The organism is Acaryochloris thomasi RCC1774 (assembly GCF_003231495.1).
GTDB lineage: Bacteria > Cyanobacteriota > Cyanobacteriia > Thermosynechococcales > Thermosynechococcaceae > RCC1774.
The window spans coordinates 589,117-605,849 of the sequence record NZ_PQWO01000001.1; the positions used below are offsets into that span (position 1 = coordinate 589,117).

At 50.1% G+C, this 16,733-nt stretch carries 19 protein-coding genes and 1 pseudogene; 11 read left to right on the forward strand and 9 right to left on the reverse strand.

Annotated features, from left to right (window positions below):
* Positions 1–27 precede the first annotated feature (27 nt).
* Both C1752_RS02825 and nrtS read left to right on the forward strand, forming a co-directional pair.
* A complete protein-coding gene (locus tag C1752_RS02825; RefSeq protein WP_110984565.1) occupies positions 28–390 on the forward strand; it encodes a winged helix-turn-helix transcriptional regulator in 363 nt (120 codons plus the stop codon).
* A 75-nt stretch (positions 391–465) separates the two neighbouring features.
* Positions 466–696: a nitrate/nitrite transporter NrtS gene (nrtS, locus tag C1752_RS02830; protein ID WP_110984566.1), complete on the forward strand. Its 231-nt coding sequence runs from the start codon at positions 466–468 to the stop codon at positions 694–696.
* Positions 697–705: 9 nt separating this feature from the next.
* On the opposite strand, the gene C1752_RS02835 is transcribed toward nrtS, so the two are convergent.
* Complete coding sequence (locus tag C1752_RS02835; RefSeq protein ID WP_110984510.1) at positions 706–1,710, reverse strand: Rieske 2Fe-2S domain-containing protein; 1,005 nt, start codon at positions 1,708–1,710, stop codon at positions 706–708.
* Positions 1,711–1,761: 51 nt separating this feature from the next.
* Here C1752_RS02835 and C1752_RS02840 point away from each other — a divergent pair, with 51 nt between their 5' ends.
* On the forward strand, positions 1,762–2,562 hold the full coding sequence (locus C1752_RS02840; protein WP_110984511.1) for a TetR/AcrR family transcriptional regulator: 801 nt from the start codon (positions 1,762–1,764) through the stop codon (positions 2,560–2,562).
* 129 nt (positions 2,563–2,691) lie between these two features.
* Positions 2,692–3,645: a lipoyl synthase gene (lipA, locus tag C1752_RS02845; protein ID WP_110984567.1), complete on the forward strand. Its 954-nt coding sequence runs from the start codon at positions 2,692–2,694 to the stop codon at positions 3,643–3,645.
* A gap of 42 nt (positions 3,646–3,687) precedes the next feature.
* Here lipA and C1752_RS02850 read toward each other — a convergent pair whose 3' ends face one another.
* The 4 genes and pseudogenes from C1752_RS02850 to C1752_RS02860 all read right to left on the reverse strand — a co-directional run.
* On the reverse strand, positions 3,688–4,500 hold the full coding sequence (locus C1752_RS02850; RefSeq protein ID WP_110984512.1) for a DUF1206 domain-containing protein: 813 nt from the start codon (positions 4,498–4,500) through the stop codon (positions 3,688–3,690).
* A 162-nt stretch (positions 4,501–4,662) separates the two neighbouring features.
* A complete protein-coding gene (locus C1752_RS02855) occupies positions 4,663–6,963 on the reverse strand; it encodes a metallophosphoesterase family protein (RefSeq protein WP_110984513.1) in 2,301 nt (766 codons plus the stop codon).
* A 180-nt stretch (positions 6,964–7,143) separates the two neighbouring features.
* Positions 7,144–7,380, reverse strand: coding sequence for a CAB/ELIP/HLIP family chlorophyll-binding protein (locus C1752_RS30635; protein ID WP_488656250.1), 237 nt, complete (start codon positions 7,378–7,380; stop codon positions 7,144–7,146).
* A pseudogene (locus tag C1752_RS02860) lies at positions 7,381–8,379 on the reverse strand (succinate dehydrogenase/fumarate reductase iron-sulfur subunit); the annotation flags it as partial.
* Positions 8,380–9,188: 809 nt separating this feature from the next.
* Here C1752_RS02860 and C1752_RS02865 point away from each other — a divergent pair.
* Positions 9,189–9,569, forward strand: a complete 381-nt coding sequence (locus C1752_RS02865; RefSeq protein WP_110984515.1) for an AbrB/MazE/SpoVT family DNA-binding domain-containing protein — start codon at positions 9,189–9,191, stop codon at positions 9,567–9,569.
* Positions 9,570–9,672: 103 nt separating this feature from the next.
* On the opposite strand, the gene cbiE is transcribed toward C1752_RS02865, so the two are convergent.
* Complete coding sequence (cbiE, locus tag C1752_RS02870; RefSeq protein ID WP_110984516.1) at positions 9,673–10,917, reverse strand: precorrin-6y C5,15-methyltransferase (decarboxylating) subunit CbiE; 1,245 nt, start codon at positions 10,915–10,917, stop codon at positions 9,673–9,675.
* A complete protein-coding gene (locus tag C1752_RS02875) occupies positions 10,914–11,540 on the reverse strand; it encodes a cobalt-precorrin-8X methylmutase (RefSeq protein WP_110984517.1) in 627 nt (208 codons plus the stop codon). Before C1752_RS02875 ends, cbiE begins: the two co-directional genes overlap by 4 nt.
* Before the next feature lie 160 nt (positions 11,541–11,700).
* On the opposite strand from C1752_RS02875, the gene C1752_RS02880 reads away from it, so the two are divergent.
* The 4 genes from C1752_RS02880 to C1752_RS02895 all read left to right on the forward strand — a co-directional run bounded on the left by C1752_RS02880 (position 11,701) and on the right by C1752_RS02895 (position 14,629).
* Positions 11,701–12,168, forward strand: a complete 468-nt coding sequence (locus tag C1752_RS02880; RefSeq protein ID WP_110984518.1) for a DUF4168 domain-containing protein — start codon at positions 11,701–11,703, stop codon at positions 12,166–12,168.
* A gap of 71 nt (positions 12,169–12,239) precedes the next feature.
* Positions 12,240–13,256: a DNA polymerase III subunit delta gene (gene holA / locus C1752_RS02885; protein ID WP_110984519.1), complete on the forward strand. Its 1,017-nt coding sequence runs from the start codon at positions 12,240–12,242 to the stop codon at positions 13,254–13,256.
* Positions 13,257–13,554: 298 nt separating this feature from the next.
* Positions 13,555–13,878 carry a DUF4168 domain-containing protein gene (locus tag C1752_RS02890; RefSeq protein WP_233501282.1) on the forward strand — a complete coding sequence of 108 codons (324 nt, stop codon included), beginning with the start codon at positions 13,555–13,557 and terminating at the stop codon, positions 13,876–13,878.
* A 172-nt stretch (positions 13,879–14,050) separates the two neighbouring features.
* On the forward strand, positions 14,051–14,629 hold the full coding sequence (locus C1752_RS02895; protein WP_110984521.1) for a DUF3038 domain-containing protein: 579 nt from the start codon (positions 14,051–14,053) through the stop codon (positions 14,627–14,629).
* Positions 14,630–14,661: 32 nt separating this feature from the next.
* Here C1752_RS02895 and C1752_RS02900 read toward each other — a convergent pair whose 3' ends face one another.
* On the reverse strand, positions 14,662–14,838 hold the full coding sequence (locus C1752_RS02900; protein ID WP_110984522.1) for a YqaE/Pmp3 family membrane protein: 177 nt from the start codon (positions 14,836–14,838) through the stop codon (positions 14,662–14,664).
* A 229-nt stretch (positions 14,839–15,067) separates the two neighbouring features.
* Here C1752_RS02900 and C1752_RS02905 point away from each other — a divergent pair, with 229 nt between their 5' ends.
* Positions 15,068–15,469 carry a phage holin family protein gene (locus C1752_RS02905; protein WP_110984523.1) on the forward strand — a complete coding sequence of 134 codons (402 nt, stop codon included), beginning with the start codon at positions 15,068–15,070 and terminating at the stop codon, positions 15,467–15,469.
* Between the two features lie 80 nt (positions 15,470–15,549).
* Positions 15,550–16,521, forward strand: coding sequence for a YegS/Rv2252/BmrU family lipid kinase (locus C1752_RS02910; RefSeq protein ID WP_110984524.1), 972 nt, complete (start codon positions 15,550–15,552; stop codon positions 16,519–16,521).
* Positions 16,522–16,534: 13 nt separating this feature from the next.
* Here the strand turns inward: C1752_RS02910 and C1752_RS02915 are convergent.
* A partial coding sequence (locus C1752_RS02915; RefSeq protein WP_407061214.1) for an ISAzo13-like element transposase-related protein occupies positions 16,535–16,733 on the reverse strand: 199 nt, incomplete at its 5' end.

Consider the following 16,733-nt stretch of genomic DNA (forward strand, 5'->3'; position numbering starts at 1 on the left):
AGGTAGCCACACTAAATGGGTAAACAAATGAGCAAAATGCAGGACTGCCAAAACGTGCAGTGCCCGATTGAGTTCACCCTAGATGTGTTGGGGGGAAAATGGGCTATCCCGATTCTGCGAGAGTTATTTGATGGAACCCGCCGTACGCATCAATTGCTAGATGCATTGCCGGGTATCAGCAGCAAAACCTTGATGGTTCGTCTCAGAGAGCTAGAACGCCACGGCCTTGTCGAACGGCAGGTCTTTGCAGAGGTTCCGCTACACGTAGAGTATTCCATCACTGACAAGGGGCAACAGGTTCAGCCGGTTCTATCTGCGCTCTATCAAGTGGGGCAATTGTGGCTTGAACAGCAGGATTGCTATTGTCCTCTGAGTGAGAAAGTGAGCTAGAGAATCAGACTGGGCAAAGCGCTTAATCACGACGCTAAGTGCTAGCTTTGAGTGGGCGATCTTTCTGGAAGTACCGTGCTTCAAGCTATTTATGCCGCTCTAACAAACCCTCGCTATCGTTCTAAAGCACTGCGGGTGGCTTTGGTGGTGGGATCACTTCTGTTTGCAATTAATCATGGGTCAGCTTTGGTTGAGGGGCGAATGAAACGAGATCGCTGGATTTCTGCGGTCTTAACCTACTGTGTCCCTTATCTCGTTAGCATTCACGGCCAAAGCACAGGTGCTCAAGCCGCTCACAAAAGTTGAGTCGAGCTTTCAAGATTTAGATAAATTAGGCTCCACTATCTCCGGGAAGTCTGCGAAATTTCGCTTAACCCAATCCATCCCTACCTCATTGTTGAGCCTGATCTTCTGAGGAGCGTCAGGGTAGAGCTTGCCGAGAATATCGGTATCTTGCTCCACAACCACTTTTCCGAAGTTGAGATATGTCTTGCCCAAAAGATTAAAGAGTGGATGCTTGGCCTGACCAAAGAGCAGAATGTAGGTGCGGGTTCGGTTCTCAGCTTCTGGAACAAAAAAGTGACACTGCGCTGCTTTCCCGAGAGGCATTTCGCCGTGAAAAATGACCAGTGACGGGAAGTGATTCTCTAAATGAGCTTGAATAGTCTCAGGCAGCAAGAACAAATCTGGCTTTCTCAGTTTTTCGACTAAGCGATAGGACTCTGTTGGTGTATCGAAATAGGCATGAGATTGGTGCCCCTGATCGATGAATTGATGAAAGTTGACTTGAGTAATGCGAAAGAGATCCCGATGGGTTCCGTTTTGATGGTTGTAGTCATGCATATTCAGCAGCATGGGAAGCAGCTCGGTCTCAACGCTGCAGTCTGCGGTATGGCCAATAAAGCGATAGGTTTTGGCGATTTCATTCATGACCGAGGGAATCGGCCTCTGAGGCTCGTGTCCACCATAGGACCAAATGAAATCTCCCTGAACGATGAGTTCTAGCGGCTGTAGCTGAGGTGCCGTTTTCTTTTCAGACCCCGGCAAAACAGTACATCCTGCTCCATCAAACTTGAGAGCATGAAAAGGGCAAACGATACCAGAGGTATCAGATACTGCAGGATGTAATGATTCACACCATCCTTCCGACAACATTGCACCCATATGAGGACAGGTATTGGGCAATGCATGAATCTTTTGAGAAGCATCTTTCCAGAGCACATAATCATTCCCATAGAGCGATACTCTGCGAGGCTGATTCTCGGCCAGCATAGATTTGTGCGCCAACAGCCATGGCGCACCGGGAAGCATAGATCGCATGATCTTCTCCGTTCGCTATAAAATTGTGAAGAATTTGTCGTGTTTTAAATTATGACAGAACATTCGCATTCGTCAAGTCATTTACGGCGGCGACCCAAACAACAGCGAGGGAAGGAGCGCGTCGAAAAGATTCTGGATGCAGCGGCAGCAATCTTCGATGAGGTTGGGTATGATGCTGCGACGACGCATCAAATCGCAGATAAAGCTGAGACAGCGGTTGGATCGCTCTATCAGTTTTTTCCTCATAAGGCCGCAATCTTCAATGCAATGGAGCTACGGCATGTGGAGCGGGCGAAAGTTTTCTGGGCACAGATTACGACACCTGAAGTCGTTCAACTCCCGCTCAGGCAAATGATTCAGGTTTTGATGCGATCGGTGAGCGAACTCTTTGAACATCCTGTCTCGCGGATTGTATTTATCCAGTTTTATACCGCCCGTGAGATTTTCCAGTCTATTGATGAAGGGATGACCCAAGAGGCCATAAATGTTCTCGCTAGCATTCTTGAACAGCGCAACTCTCATCTAGGTAAAGATAAAGCGAGTCTGATTGCTGAAGTCTGTGTGCATGGTACAAATGCCATCATTCTGGCGGCATTGCGTAATCCAGACATCCAGCACCGTCAGCGCATGACTGAGCAGATGGAAGATTTGATGGTGTCGTATCTAGAGCCACACATTGGGGATCATCTCGTCGAGAATGTAATGAAAGTAATGAAATGCCCGCATTGTCGATCGAGGCAGATCTCTAAAAATGGATCTCGGCGAGGCAAACAGTGCTATCTCTGCAAAGACTGCGGCAAGCAATTTGTCGAGTCAGTGATGCTGAAGGCGACTCAGGATACCTTGCAATAGCATTCGCGGTACTCTCCTGCCTCATTCAAGGACTGAAGCTATGTTGAGAGTTTTGTAATATGAATCGCGTAATTATGGCCCACGGCAACATTTTTGAGCACAATGCAAAGGCATAACTTCAAGCAGGGTATGAATGGTCCCTCAATCAATACTTGGCGTCTCCTGCAGGAGAGTAGAAACCTTGCTAAGGTAGCCCTGAGAGATATTAGAGATACAAACATCTTGGAAACTACGCAGGTTGAGCGACTTCCGTCTTGGTTGAAGCGTCCCATCGGTAAAGCCAGTGAGCTATCGACGGTGCAGCAGATTGTGAAGCGGCATCAAATTCACACCATTTGTGAAGAGGGGCGCTGCCCCAATCGCAGTGAATGCTATGCCCAAAAAACGGCAACTTTTCTGTTGATGGGACCCGTCTGCACTCGCTCCTGTGCCTTTTGTCAGGTTGATAAAGGCCATGCACCTCAGCCTTTGGATTCTCAGGAACCTCAGAAAGTTGCTGATTCTGTAAAGCTGCTGGGGCTAAACTATGTGGTTTTGACCTCTGTAAATCGAGATGACCTAGAAGATCAGGGATCCGGCTGGTTTGCCGCCACAATGGCAGAAATTAATAAGGTCATGCCTCAGACTCAAATTGAGGTGTTGACGCCGGATTTTAGGGGCGATCGCAACTGCATTAAAACTGTCGTCAACGCAGGCCCCGTCTGCTACAACCACAATCTTGAAACCGTCCGTCGTCTTCAGGGCCCCGTGCGTCGAGGGGCCAAATATGAACGATCTCTGGATGTCCTCAAAGCAGTTAAGGAATTTGCGCCCCATATTGCCACTAAGTCAGGACTGATGTTGGGCTTAGGGGAAACAGAGGCAGAGATTCTGGAAACGCTGGGAGAGTTGAGAGGGGTGGGTTGCGATCGCATCACCCTCGGCCAGTATATGCGTCCTTCTTTAGATCACTTGCCCGTTCAGAAATACTGGCATCCCGACGAATTTGATCATCTCGGATCAGTAGCTAGATCAATGGGCTTTAGCCACGTTCGTTCCGGCCCACTTGTGCGCAGCTCTTACCACGCAGGCGAAGAGCAATAGTATTGACAGCCTTTTGTCAGCTAGAGAACTCCGGTGCCCCAACTACTCCGGTTCGATTCGACGATAGCGGGCCTGCACAAGCATATGAACGCCATAGGCGATCAGACCAGCAGCAACGAACAAAAACAACAAGGAGCCAAAAGGCTGACTCTGCTGCAGCACCTCAAGGGCACCTTCCGAAGAACGAACTTCACTCGGGTCAGCCCGACGCGCGGCCTGGATCAGAAAACCACCAATCACGATAAACACAATCCCTCGGGCTGAGATTCCCAATACGCCAACGCGCGTCGCCCAAAGTTTCTCCGTCTGGCTCATCTCTCTTAGCTTCAACTTTTCACGAAATTTGACAGTAAAGGCTCGGTAGAAAAAATACACACCTAAGCCAATCATGAAAGCACCACCCGTGCCCACCAGCCATTCCCCAAAAGGCTGTGACATGAGCTTAGCGACCCATGTCTGAGCCGAACTGCCGCTATCGCTACTCTGGTTGTTGCCTAATAAAAGCTGAACCGCCGTGAGCGTCACCCCAGCATAGGCCACCCCATTAACGGCATAGCCCAGGCGTCGAAAGATTCCCTTTGCCCCCGTGCTATCGCGATGTTCAGGGTCCAAACCTGCTTGAACAAACCGCCATAGCGCATAGCCAGCCAATCCGACAGCTACAACACCCAGCAAAATCTGTCCAAAGGGCTGTTGAGCAATCGTTTCTAACGCACCGCTCGATCCAGTGGTTCCGCCGCCCATGTTCAGCGCCGCTAACGTTGATAAAGCACCAATGGTTATGTAAACAATGCCTTTCGCGGCATAGCCCAGACGCGCTAGCCGCTCTATCCACGACCCAGTATTGCTTTTCATTTGCACGAACCACCGCTTTAGTAGAGCTATGAGTCCACCCTACTGTGCCGTACCGCGCCTATCAAGAAAGTCGTACACCGTCCACAAAAGGGTTGAACGGTCAGACCACAAAATGCTTTTGTCGAAGAATGCTGATTCGAAATCTTGCCCGTTGCGCTGCACCTAGTATTTGGAATAGAGAACCGGCGATATTGGAGGAACAGTAGCCTGAGCGAGCGAAGCGCGATACTGACTTTTAACCGGCCGCGTCATATCCCAGGGTGGATACCAGTAAATATCATGAACGATAGTTGCGGACTCCCTCGTTTCAGTCTTTGCCCAAGTAACAACGCCAAAATTGTTGTGACCGACCACTTCTGAACCTTCCTGGAACCAGCGATTCCGCCACAGCCACGACACAGTCCCTTTTACAACCTGGAGCAGGGAGAGTGAACGAGAGCGTTGAGACCAGCGATGAGTGGGCGGCAAGTCAGTTGCTTGTGCCTTCTGCCTAGGAATCCAGCGCACCTGATACTGCCAGTCCGGTTTCGCTTCAGAATTCTCGACAGGGGGGATGCGCCACCCTACCCGAGCTTTAGCAGACTCTGGAAATAATGATTTGAGCCGAGTATGAACCAGATAGGTCGCTAGCTCAGCGTTCTTCATCGCGCTGGACGTCAACTGAACAATGACGCTGCTATGAGGGGCTGCTTGAGCGTTGTCGTGGGTCCAGTGATCGAGTCTGATGGTGCTGCCGTAGTGAATATCGCCTGAGAGCAAAATCACTCGATCTCGATAGGTACTCAGATAACTCAACAACTGCGTAAATGCGCCCTCATGAAAATTCCAGGCATCACCGACATCATTATCAAACACCTTACCCCGCTGAAAATCATACTGCTGCACAGCATCAATGATAGATAAACTAACAAGATTGGTGGGCAGCACAATTAGCGTTTCCCGGATTTTTGCGCCCCGCTGATTGAGCGCATCTGTATGCCGTAAAGGAGCCTCAATCTGCTGGCGAAAAGCGGATGGGCAAAGTAGCATTGGAGGCGCGATCTTTTCTGTATCTTTAGGGTAGCCTCGCCAAGTCCGCGTATCCAAAACCAAGACTTCATGGCAATCGCTGCGGATTGTATAGAACCAGCTCAGCGCTTCAGGATCTCGTTCCAAAATTAGGACTTCTTCTTCTGTCTGTGTGCGAGGCTGACCGGTTTGCTCATCGGTGAGCGGCATACCCACATATCGACCTATCTGTCGCCAAGCCTTCTGATCGGTTCCCCGCGAGAGAGACCATTGTTCAACATTTTTCAGCAGAGACGCACCGGGCTGATTTTGAACAAACTGCTCTGGCGTATTCCCCCAGGCCTGAAAAAGAGCGTAGGCCAACAGCCCATTTTGGACAACGCAGCGACCTAGCGGCTGGCTGAGCACGCGGTTGCACCAGTTGTGGTTGAGATACCAGTCGTCGCTGATATCGTGGTCATCGCAAATCATATAGGTGGGAACATTCGCTAACGCCCGCCTGACCTGAGCGACACCGTGAACAAAGGTTTGCATGTCTGCTGCATCTTGCGACCATCGTTTCGATGCACTCCGACCCCCGTGCAGCGAATTGGCGTCAAGAATTGCCTCTGGCTCCGGCCATAAAACCGGCGACCAGGCCAGTAGATAGGCAATACAGTATTCTGCGAAACTGAACAGATGGCTCTTCGCGGTTTCAGGACTGTTGTGCAACATGGCCGTCAACCCACACTTCTGGCGGGCGATTTCAGTGCGCTCTCCCGGTGGCCAAAGCTTGGGGCTGTAATAATCGAATGTGCCGTTTTCGAATCTATCAACCGGTAGCATTTCCTCCCAGCCCAGCAGTACAGGACCTAAACGAATGGCAATCCACAGAAAAGGGTCGGCAACATCATCGCCATAAATCTGATCGCCCGTGAGAAAAAGCTGGTGCGGTCTCCGCTCTACAAGGTGGGCATCTCGAATGAGTAAGTCATCAAGCAGCGGCAAAATGTCAGGTCCACCCCCGTGAGGTTTACGGCAGGAACCGTGGACAATTTTCAAGTCATCCAGGCTGACGGGCGGTAGGACAAATGTGGGTAGATGATGGGAAAAGTAGCTGAGAGAGCCTTGTTCTAAGAGAGCTTCAGTGCGCAGACTGACAGATTTCTGAGTCCCTTGAGCGAGAAACTCAAGATCGTAGGCATAGATTTGTCCCGGCTGGAGGGACGTTTGTAGCACTGCAGCGGTGACGGCAACAAGGTGAAGCTGGCGGCCCATTTGGATCGTTTGGCCTTGGCCCCTGGCAACCATTTTCTGGATTTTACGACCCTGCTCGCCTGCAAGATAGATGTTTAGGGTGACGACACTCTTTTTGCTGAGGGCAACCCACACCGTAACAGCCTCAGACTCTGTTCTACGAAGAATGGGACCAGCCAGTATCAAAGGGAGCGCGGCGGTCGCAACGTTAACTGGCATAACAGATATTTGCAAAGCGTAAGCCAAGCATCATTGGCCCATCCGAAGCCTGAATCAAAAGTGGCGAGGCAGCATCCACTTTTCTTAGCTCGAACTCATCAAGTGTATGAACTCAGACATTCCAGGAAAGTTCCGTTATGAAGTCTATAATCTGTTGCGAGCTCTGTCGCTCGTTCGGGCTTATCGAAGACCGAGCCAAGTAAAGAAGTCTTGATGAGTTATCAGCTCTAGCAACAACAGTGCAATGAAACCGATCATCGCAAAGCGACCATTGACCTGTTCAGCATAGGTACTCCAGCCAAAAGATGGCTCAGGTCTGTCCTCGTGAGAGATAGTTTCTTGAGGAATAGAGTCAGACTTAATTGGGGTTTCAGGCGAGGGATCGCTCATTGTTTTTGCAGGCTGCGACCCTCGCATCTTAACGGAATTGATCAGCGATCGCACTTCTGCGGTCCCTTCTGAAGCCTCAAAAGCCCCTGGAAACTTACCCCGCTGCAGCATTCGCAGTCCTAGCGGCGCTAGGCTCAGTAGCCCCTTTAAATCTCGAAAGCCATTGCCCACCACCTTGAGGCCAAACTGTCGTTCATCAATCCAGCCCCCCTGCTGTACCAAGTCCACCAGCACCTTGCGGTGACGTACGGAACGACTCGACTGAGCATCCTGACGCGGTAGAATCTCAGACTTAATGTTGCTGATCTGATCAAGGGGCGCAACTTCCATGGGGCAAACGGCGTTGCAGTTAAAGCAGCGCGTACAGCCCCAGACTCCCTCTGTCCCGTCGTACTGCGACAGCCGCGCCTCAGTTGCTTGGTCACGGGTATCTGCCAGCATGCGCTGTGCCTTCGCAAGGGCGTGGGGACCGACAAAGTCTGGATTGACTTCCCGAGCATTACAGTCGGAATAACAGGCTCCGCAAAGAATGCAGTTTCCCATTTGATCGAGCTTGGCTCGGTCTTCTGGCGACTGTAGAAATTCACGTTCTGGTATCTTTCGGCCTGCCGTACTCACATAAGGGTCAATGGCCTCTAGATTTTGCCAAAAATCCTGCATATCGACGATTAAATCTTTGACGACCGGCATGTTACCCATAGGGGCAATTTCAATCTCAAATTCAGGATGCTCCCCTAAACCTTCAGCTGCTTCTGCAGCCAAGGACGTTGCAACGACTCGCCGTTCTAACTCTTGTTTAATGGTTTCCTTGCAAGCCAGCGCAGCCCGACCATTAATGCGCATTGAACAACTACCGCAAATGGTATTACGGCAGTTTTTTCGAAAAGCAAGGGTACCGTCTTGCTCCCACTTAATTTGATTGAGACACTCAAGAACAGTAGCGCTAGGCTCTACTTCTAAAATGTAGGTTTGAAGTCGGGGCTGTTGATGAGGTTGCTGACGCACAACCTTAAACGAGACCTGCATAAAAACTCACTCGGCAGAAAATCAGTATATACAGCAGTACCCGGATGTGTCAGGACGGCCCTCCGTTGGCAGACATCGCGCTCAGCCACTTTGTTGTTTTAGATCAACACGTGTACCGCTATCACTTAGGGTAACCTTCTTCTCGAGGCAAGATTTCCCAAAACATTCTTAAGTTTATAAAAGTGAACAATAGAAGAAACCCTCAGAGTCACTCGACGAAAGAAGAGTCTCTTCTGCCTAATCGATGGCGATCAGAGGACTCTCTTAAGCAGAATGCAGGTTAACAACTCACGGTTCGTTGGGAGCATCCCACTTTTGTATCTGGCGATCAAAATCGCAGCGAGAAAAACCAAGCTGGCCTGCGCAGGTTAAAGATAATGCGTGAGTCCGCGTAGGCGGATTTCTTCTATACAGCCGCGATTTCAATCGCTAGGCGTTTCTGCAAAAGTAGGATGCTCCCCGATGCATTAAATTCAATTTTAGGTCTTGCTGACTGAGCACGAAGTCTTTGATCGAGAGGATAAACAAATAAATTGATCAATATGATTTGAGAGAATTCTCAATGCACCTTTTACCGATGCTGATTACCGAGGCAAGTGCATAATCCTTTTGTGCAGACTCTTAATGGTGTTTGCTCAACTAAAAAACAAATTTTTTTCAAACTAGTGATAATGATTAATTTTTTTTTGCTATGCTTGTAGCAAGTGTAAAACACTTTGTTGTAAGCTTTGGTAGTCTCAATTGAAGGCTCGATACAACAGCCTCGTCTACATTAATCTTCATCTATAAACTGAGGAATGCTTTTATAAATGACCACTGATACAAAAGATACAGCGTTAACAGGTAAAGCGCTCTTAGCTAAAGTTAAAGAACTACAGCACTTATCTCGGCGGGAAAAAGCGAAGGCATGTGGTTACTACACAATCACAAAAAATAATAAGCCCCGTGTTAACCTGGGTGATTTTCTCAATGCTGTTATTGAAGCAAAGGGAATTACGCTGAGCCCCGGTGGCGATAAGGATGGCCGTGGACGAGAGCCGACTTACCGCGTTAGCGTACACAAAAATGGCCAAATCGTGATTGGGTCAACCTATACTGAAGCGATGGGTTTGCAGCCCGGTGATGAGTTTGAAATTAAGCTTGGCTACAAGCATATTCACCTGATCCAGATTGATGAGGAAGATAGCTAGGGCTGTTCCTTTCTCTCTGTTGATGGGCTGAAAAAAATTAAGATCGTCCGGGTCTCAAGCGTCAATTGCTCCTGCATTGGAGGTTGTTAAATTTGACAGTTGACTAGGGCGATTTTAATTTGGCTCGAATGAGAGTGACAGGATTAAGGGGTTGCCAGCGCGTCAGAGTCGCGATCGGGACTGAACGTGACACTTGAATCTGCAATAACTGCGTTGACCAATGGTGGGTTCGTAGCCAGTGAAGAGCTATTTCTAAGGTTTCTAAGGTTGCGATCGCAAGCACAATAACGGTCTGTTTGCAGGCATGTATTTGACAACAATCTAAAATAGTCGATAAGTTTCCGCCACTGCCACCAATAAAAATGCGGTCTGGAGGCGGCAGAGCTGCCAGTACATCGGGTGCTGTTCCGCAAATTGCCTCAACGTTGTTGACCGCGAACCGCCGACAGTTTTGCTGGATCAAACGATGTCCAATTACCGTTTTTTCTACGGCATAGACGGTACTGCTCGCTGAAATTCTGGCTGTTTCAATGGAAACAGAACCCGTTCCGGCTCCAATATCCCAAATGATCTGATTTTCACGGAGATCAAGTTCTGCGAGAGCTAAGACTCTGACCTCACGCTTCGTAATCAGGCTAGGGCGATCAGGAAAGCTTAAAAAGCTCCCGTCCGGCAGACCTAGGTGTGGCCAATCTTGTTCTGAAGGGGTGGGTGTAAGCCGAATCAGAATAACAATGTTGAGAGCTGCAAAGGTCTGCCCCAGCAGTTGAGAGGGGGCAAATCCCTGCACTTGTTCTGACGGACTTCCTAAATCTTCGCAAACCCAAAACTGATAGGCGATAGGCAGATCAAGCGTTAGAAATAACTGAGCAATTGCCGCTGGCGTATAGGTGGGATCCGTAAAAATTGCGATTTTGTCATCCCCTTTCTGCAGGGCCTGAATCAATCGCTCTGGCGATCGCCCGTGCAGACTGACGATGTTCGCATCCTGCCACGGTACTTTGATGCGGCTGAAGGCCAGTTGGACGGCACTGAGGTGGGGATGAAACGTAAGCTGCTCTGCCGAGAACGTTGTGAGCAGCAGGCGGCCTAATCCAAAAAATAAGGGATCGCCCGAAGCGAGAATCACGACCTTTTTCTGGGGCGAGATCGCCAAATGGTCCTGGATTTGCTCTAAAGCAGAGCTTAAGTCTCCCAGCGTGAGCTTTGGGGCTGCATGGCTGGGGAAATAGCTGAGATGGCGCTGACCTCCGACGAGGAGCGTTGCCTGATCGACAGCGGCCTGTGCCGTGGGGCTGAGATCGGCTGCGCCTGCCAGCCCAATCCCCACCACCACTATGGGGTTCATAGGGATCGAGGACTCTGACGGTCCCAAGCCAGCATGATCAAGGCATTGATAATCGCAGAGGCGGCTGGGGACCCCCCTTTGCGGCCCTCAGTCCGAATTTGGGGCACCGCCTGCTGAGCCAAAGCCGCCTTTGATTCAACTACGGAGATGAAGCCGACGGGGGCGCCAATCACGAGACTAGGTGATTGTGATGCCGTTTTCAGATGGCGGCAGAGGGCCAAAAGCGCTGTGGGTGCGTTACCGATTACGTAGATGCCGGTAGGGTACTGCTGTAGACACTGCAGGAGGCCGGTCTCGGTCCTCGTTTGGCCGGGTGCAGCCATCGAGGCGGTGCTCACGGCGGCTATAATTGGGTTGCCGAAAGTATCTTGAACGAGCCGCTGGATGCCCCGTGCCACCATTTCAACATCTGTAATGATAGGGGTGCCTTGGGTCAGGGTTGCGATCGCATCTTCAATCACCCCAGAACTGAACTGCAGCAGATGCTGAAACTCAAAATCAGCCGTACTGTGAATCACCCGCCGCACCACAGCATACTCATCTGCCGAGAACGAGTGATGACCCATTTCCTGATCGATTACAGCAAAGCTTTGCTGCAAAATAGGGTGAACCGTCGGAGACATCTTTACTTCAGATTCATCAGTTGTACAAGCCACAGCATAATAGATCGAAGCGTCCTCTTTGGGGCTGCGATGTAAATTGATGCCTGGAACTTCTCACCTCAGGAATGATTCAAGGCTAGCAATATTGCTCTAGAAAAGATTTCGTTAGATCTTGACAGTCATGGCAAATCGAGTTCACTTCCCCCCACAACCGTCTCAACTTCGTCTGAGCCACCGACTAACCTGGATCTTTTTACTCTCCACATCAGCCAGTTTATTAGGGCTAACCCCGAGCCTCACGCAGAACTTCTCACGCATTGAAATTGCCTCCGTTGCCTATGCTCAAGATTTGCTGCTTAAAATCGACAATTATGCTAAATCCGTCCTACAGATGGAACCCCTCCGTATTCAAGCCTTGAATCAAGTGCAGGCAGAACTAGGTTCGCAGACCCCGAAAGACGTCTGCCGTCAAAATGAGCTACCCAACGCAGTGAAAACGATCTGCACCAACTTCTTTAATCAGTCTGCTGAAATTATTCGGCTCAACGGTCTGTCTAACCGGGAGTTCAATCAAATCACTGAAAAGGTACAGATGGATTCGCTTTATCGACAGCGCCTTAATGAGGCACTGCTGGAACAAACCAAATAAACGATTCATTCTCTCAGCAACAGCTGAGGATGTGCGTCGATCGGTCCTAGATTCGCGTACTCTAAGTTGATATGCCTGTCTATCTTTACTGGGGTGAAGACCATTACCGCTTGAACCGGGCCGTGGAAGCCCTCCATGCCCAAGTGCTTGATCCCGCTTGGCTGAGCTTTAACTACGATAAAATTGAGGTTGGATCCAGTGCGGATGCCGCCACCCAGATGATGCAGGGATTCAATCAAGCAATGACGCCCCCCTTTGGTGCAGGGCAACGACTGGTGTGGCTGATCAATCCCACCCTCGGGCGACAAGATAGCGAAGATGTGGTTTCAGAACTGGAGCGCACCCTGCCAGCCCTCCCGGAAACCTCTCACCTGTTGCTCACCTATGCTTCTAAGCCCAATGGTCGCAGTAAAGCGATCAAACTTTTGCAAAAGCAAGCCCAAACTCAAGAATTTACCCCCATTCCTCCCTGGAAGACACAGCTTTTGATTCAGTCTGTTAAGCAAGCTGCCTCCGAGGTGGGTGTCAAGCTGTCTGCTGATGCCGTTGAACTACTGGCTGATTCCATAGGTAACGATACACAGCGTCTCTATTGCGAACTTAACAAGCTGCAGCTCTATGCTCAGCAGCAGTCTGCGGCCCTCACGGCCGAAGCAGTTGCCAAACTGGTGCCTGCAACCACCCAAAATAGCCTGCAGCTGGCCGATGCCATCCGCCAGGGACACACAAGTCAAGCCCTGACTTTGGTTGCCGATCTATTGGCGATCAGCGAACCGAGCCTGAAGATTACCGCCACCCTCGTGCGCCAGTTTCGGACTTGGCTCTGGATAAAACTCATGCTTGAAGCCGGGGAGCGAGATGAGCGGGTGATCGCCAAGGCGGCTGAGGTCAGAAACCCCAAGCGTATCTATTTTTTGCAGCAGGACGTGAAATCTCTCCGCAGCCCACAGCTACGACAGGTGCTGAAGGGGCTGCTAGAACTTGATGTCAGTTTGAAGCAAGGCCAAAACTCGACAACCGTGCTGCAAACAAAAATTATCGAACTGTGTCAGCTCTGTCAGATGCCAGCGAGGGAACATCATCCTTGATCAACGCACCCGGACAAACGGGTAGAATAGCGAAGGATAGTGGCTTCCCCCTGTGAGCAGAAAATATAGTTTGCAGGGACGGAACTTCCCACCTGCAAAATGATTCAAGATCATTAGCACTCATTAATATAGTGGTTTGTTTGGATTGCAGACGTTCATGGCCTATTTAATTCGATCCCTTACTCAGCCTGCTCGAGTTCGTTCCCAGCAACGATTCGCTTGGATTTCTCTGCTATCCGTTATCGGAAGCTTCTCAGGTTTCGTACCAGGGTTGACGCAAGATTTTTCACAATTGGACATGAGTTCCATTGCCCATGCTCAGGCGTTGTTGCCCAAAGTGGGTAACTATGCTGATGCTGTTCTACAAATGGAGCCTCTGCGCCTTAATGCCCTGACCAAGGTGCGTTCTTATATGGGGCAGCAGACGCCCAAAAACGTTTGCCGCCAGAGTGATTTACCAAATTCAGTCAAAACTACCTGCACCGACTTTTATAACCGGTCGGCTGACGTTATTCAGCGTAACGGTCTGTCTAACTGGGAATTTAATCAAATTACCGAAAAGGTGCGGACAGATACCCTCTATCGTCAGCGTCTAGACCAAGAGCTGCAAAGACGTCAGTAATATCAGAGCCTCTCCTGTTCTCTCGTGCTGCCGAAGATGAAAGAGTCATGGAATAATGACAGGTGATCGTGGCAATGACGTTTGATCTATACTGACTTATTCCAATGTGGGGTTAAGGGCGTCAGAATAGTGGAGAACGAATGTTGCCAGACCTGCAGAGCTGCCTGATGCTATGGTCAGTCGTTGGCAAAACACAACTACACCGCTAGAGCGTGAGGTCCAGCCGGATACAGCTCAGTTAGACAACATAAAAACGCAGCTCGATTTGGTCCTCTTAGCCCTAGAGGCCCTGATCGGCATTGGCTCTGAGGCGGTCCTGCAGGCCGCAGCAGATTTAAATTTGCAGGACTCGGTCAGCGATCGCGTCGCTCTCTGGCGGCTGCGTCAGTCTAACCCGATGCGGCGCGGAACCGGCGGACGCAAGAAGCTCGATATCGATGAGGCGCGAGCTTTAGTGCTCATTAGCTGCCATCTCGCACAGCAACATCAAGAGATAATTCGCAAAGCCGTCATGCTTTTGGAGGAGCTGGCTGAGCAAAATCGTCAGCCTCATCAAGCGGCGCTGCTAGGTGATTATCTTGATCAGTTCACCAACACCTATCAAGAGCGGATGGATGACAATCTTTCAACAGATGCCCTCAGTCATCTGGCTCTGAAGCTACTGGTTGACTTACTCTTCTACAGCAGTCCTCAAGGCTCTCGACGACTATGGGTAGCACTTCTCGACCGAGCGAATGGTAACGATGGGTAAAGCTGTGGCGCCATTGACGCAGCTCATCTCCCTTAGAATCGGCCTCGTCCCGTTCCCTTGGAAATAACCCATAGGGCGTGAATGGCCCCCGGCAGCCATCCCAGCAGCGTTAGCAAAATATTGAGCAACAGTGTGCCACTTAGGCCAACCTCAAGGAAAATACCCAGCGGAGGCAGGACGATGGCCAGAATAATCTTGAGAAGTTGCATGGTCTTTCACGCTCCTGTTTGTGTGAACAGCATCTATAACCCAGCGTCTGACGTTAGAGCCATTTTGTCCTCTACCTAGAGACAGGCTTCTATTGCCATCTCCCTTCTCTGCAGCCGGAAAAACTCTTCCTCTGTGTAGATGTGTCTTTCTACTGCTCTCTGTTAAATCTGAAGCAGCGGTTCAATCATGAACCTTCTTATTCTGTATCGTTAATGATGAGGAAAAATTATGCTTGGAGTCCTGCTTACTCTACTTGCCACGGCCCTTAGTTTGCTGGTGGTTGACATCATTTTCCCCGGCGTTGATCTGGCGACATTCCCCGCTGCCCTTGCGGGTGCCGCTGTCTTAGGTGGCGTCAACGCTGTTTTGCGACCTGTGCTTTCATTACTGTCTCTCCCCCTAACGATCCTGAGCCTCGGTGCGTTTTCTCTGATTGTGAATGGTCTTTGTTTCTGGTTCGCAGCGCTCTTGGTTCCGGGCTTCAAGGTGAGCGGTATCCTATCGTTCATTGTGGGGCCGATCATTTTGTCGGTAGTGAGCACCTTTTTTAACCAGTATTTGACCGAAAAGTTCCCGCAGTTGATGGGAAATAACACGCCTCTGCTTAAGACAGATGAGTTATCAAAATAGAATGCTTGTCGGCAGAGACATCTATGAGAATAGATTTGCGCTTTGCTAGCCTTGAGTAATCCTACTATTTGAATCACCCAATGGCGCGATCTTCCTGTCTCATTTTCAATCCAGCTGCGGGTCAGGGAGATTCTGAACAGGAGTTGCAGACGATTTGTCAGCTGCTTTCTCCCCATATGGAGCTGGAGGTTCGCTTAACCTCCCCTGATGTAGATGCAGCGCCCTTAGCACGGACCGCCGTCAACCAGAATTTCGATCTGATTATCGCGGCGGGTGGAGATGGAACGGTGTCTGCGGTGGCCGCTGCTCTAATCGGCACCTCCATCTCTTTAGGCGTCATTGGACGGGGAACCGCTAACGCCTTTGCCAATGCTTTAGATATTCCCACTTCTTTGGAAGCTGCCTGCCGCGTGATTACGGAGGGCACAACCCGAGTAGTGGATGCTGCGTCCTGCGGTGACAGTACCATGATTTTATTGGCCGGCATTGGTCTGGAGGCAGAAACGATTCGGAAGGCCGATCGCGTTGCGAAGGATCGCCTAGGTGTTCTGGCCTACGTCTTTGCAGGATTCAGACAGCTTCAAGATTTAGAGTTATTTTCTGCTGAGCTGGAAATTGATGGCTCCCGTAAGGTGGAGTTTTCTGCGGGAGCCATTACAGTGGCAAACGCGGCTCCCGCAACTTCGATTCTGGCCCAGGGACCCGCTGGCGTCATTCCTGATGATGGGTTACTGGATCTGACCATCGTGGCCCCAGAGAGCACTTTGGACATTATGGCAGCCTCCTATAATCTGCTCAGATCCGCTCTACGCGGAGAAGCGGCGACTCAGGAAAGCGTTGGCTATCTGCGTGCCAAACATTTTAGGATCACGACTCAACCGGCTCAACGAGTGATGATAGATGGTGAGCTGGTTGGGCATACGCCCATAGAAATAGCCTGTATCCCCCATTCGCTGACGGTGTGTACCCCTCAATCTGATATGGAACGGCCAGAGCAGCCCCAGGAACGGCTAGAAAATCTGCCCGATTTGAGCGTTAGGATCGTGGATTAAATAATATCCAAAATCAGGCCGCCTGAGGTTTGGCAGTATAGTTCCATTTTGGCAAGTAAGCATCAAAAACAATTTCCATTGATTCCTTAAACTCCTCGGTGACTTTTCGACCCGTTTGGTAGACCTTGTCTAACACCGTCGTAAAGACCTTCAGACCCGTTTTAGTCTTGGCTGTGGCCATCAACTCTTTCACAACTTCCACCGCCTCAAAA